Origin of the sequence: Micromonospora maritima (genome assembly GCF_902825405.1) — a bacterium.
GTDB lineage: Bacteria > Actinomycetota > Actinomycetes > Mycobacteriales > Micromonosporaceae > Micromonospora > Micromonospora maritima.
This window is the reverse complement of sequence record NZ_CADEAU010000659.1, coordinates 1-2502: the sequence shown is the minus strand read 5'-3', so window position 1 is coordinate 2502 and position 2502 is coordinate 1. Positions and strand designations below refer to the sequence as shown.

Here is a 2502-nt window from a genome sequence, read left to right as displayed (position 1 = left end):
CGCTGGCTGGCCCGCGACGGCGCCGAGCACCTCGTGCTCACCGGGCGGCAGGGCCCGGCCGCGCCCGGCGCGGCCGAGCTGGAGGCGGAACTGACCGCGCTCGGCGCGACCGTGACGGTGGCGGCCTGCGACGTCGCCGACCCCGACTCCCTGCGCGACCTGGTCGACGGGCTCGACGTCCGGATCGACGCGGTCTTTCACGCCGCCGGCGTCGCGCACGCCGGACCGCTCGACACCACGGGTGCGGCCGAGCTCGCCGACGGCCTGCGCGCCAAGGTGGCCGGCGCGGTCAACCTCGACCGGACCCTCGGCGACGACGTGGCCGCGTTCGTGCTCTTCTCCTCCGGCGCCGGCGTCTGGGGCGGAGGCCTGCAGGGCGGGTACGCCGCCGGCAACGCGTTCCTCGACGCGCTCGCCGAGGACCGGCGCCGACGCGGCCGGCCCGCCACGGCCGTGGCGTGGGGCGCCTGGGACGGCGGCGGCATGATGGACACCGAGGGTGCGGCCGACCAGATGTTCCGCTCCGGCGTCCGGCCGATGCGCCCCGAGCTGGCGGTCGCCGTGCTGGCCCGGGCACTGGCCCAGGACGAGGTCGCGCTCACCGTGGCCGACATCGCCTGGGACCGGTTCCACCAGACGTACGCGCTGGCCCGCCCCCGCCCGCTGATCGAGGAGCTGCCCGAGGTCGCCCGTCTCCTCGCCGCCACCCGCACCGACGACGAGCCGGCCGAGGCGTCCCCGCTGCGCGGCCGGCTCGCCGGCCTGGCCGCGCCGGACCGTCACCGGGCGCTGCTGGAACTGGTCCGGATGCACGCCGCCGCCGTGCTCGGCCACGCCTCCGCCGAGGCGGTCGGCGCGGACCGGCCGTTCCGCGACATCGGCTTCGACTCGCTCAGCGCGGTGGAGATGCGCAACCGGATCGCCGAGGCGGTCGGGCTGCGGCTGCCCGCCACGCTGGTCTTCGACCGGCCCACCCCGGACCTGCTCGCCGGCTGGCTGGCCGACCGCATCCTCGGCGTCACCGAGGCCGCCGACGCGCCCACCCGGGCCGTCGCCGCGCTCGACGAACCGATCGCCGTGGTGGCCATGAGCTGCCGCTACCCGGGTGGGGTCGACAGCCCGGAGGAGCTGTGGCGGCTCGTCGTCGAGGGCCGCGACGCGATCGGCCCGTTCCCCGCCGACCGGGGCTGGGACCTCGACGCCATCTACGATCCCGACCCGGACGCCCCCGGCACCTCGTACGCCCGGGAGGGCGGCTTCGTCACCGACGTCGGCGGTTTCGACGCCGGCCTGTTCGGCATCTCGCCCCGCGAGGCGCTGGTGATGGACCCGCAGCAGCGCCTGCTGCTGGAGACCGGGTGGGAGTTGTTCGAGCGGGCCGGCCTGCCGCCGGCCGGGCTGCGGGACAGCGGCACCGGCGTGTTCGTCGGCACCAACGGGCAGGACTACGCCACGCTGCTGATGGCCGCCCGGGCCGAGACGGAGGGCTACCAGGCCACCGGCAACGCGGCGGCCGTGGTCTCCGGCCGGCTCTCCTACACGTTCGGGTTGCAGGGCCCCTCGGTCACCGTGGACACCGCCTGCTCGTCGTCGCTCGTCGCGCTGCACCTCGCGGTGCAGTCGCTGCGTGCCGGCGAGTGCGACCTCGCGGTGGCCGGCGGCGTGACCGTGATGGCCACGCCGGGGCCGTTCCTGGAGTTCGCCCGGCAGCGCGGCCTCGCCGCCGACGGCCGGTGCAAGTCCTTCGCCGGGGCCGCCGACGGCACCGGCTGGGGCGAGGGCGCCGGCCTGGTGCTGCTGCAACGGCTCTCCGACGCCCGCCGCGACGGCCGGCGGGTGCTGGCCGTGGTACGCGGCTCGGCGACCAACTCCGACGGCGCCTCGAACGGCCTCACCGCCCCGAACGGGCCCGCCCAGCAGCGGGTCATCCGGCAGGCGCTGGCCAACGCCGGGCTCACCCCGGCCGACGTGGACGCGGTCGACGGGCACGGCACCGGCACCCGCCTCGGCGACCCGATCGAGGCGCAGGCGCTGCTGGCCACGTACGGCCAGGACCGGCCCGCCGACCGGCCGCTGCTGCTCGGCTCGGTCAAGTCCAACATCGGCCACACCCAGGCCGCCGCCGGCGTCTCCGGCGTGATCAAGATGGTGCTGGCGTTGCAGCACGGCGTGTTGCCGCCCACCCTGCACGTGGACGAGCCCACCCCGCACGTCGACTGGTCCGACGGCGCGGTGTCGCTGCTGACCGAGGCCCGCCCCTGGCCGGAGACGGACCGTCCCCGGCGGGCGGCGGTGTCCGCGTTCGGGGTGAGCGGCACCAACGCCCACGTCGTCCTGGAGGCGGCCCCGCCGGTCGCGGAGACGCCCGCGCGGGAGGACATCCTCCGTCCGGCGCTGCCGCTGCTGCCGTGGCCGCTCTCCGCCGCCGACGAGGACGGGCTGCGCGCCCAGGCCGTCCGCCTCGCCGCCCGCCTCACCGGCCCGGCCGCCACCGAGCCGACC

The 2502-nt window shown here is 77.4% G+C and carries 1 protein-coding gene; it reads left to right on the top strand.

Features of this window, described 5'->3' with window-relative positions:
• Nucleotides 1-2502 (top strand): type I polyketide synthase (locus tag HUW36_RS30680; RefSeq protein ID WP_174531279.1); only part of this gene is annotated, 2502 nt, incomplete at both ends.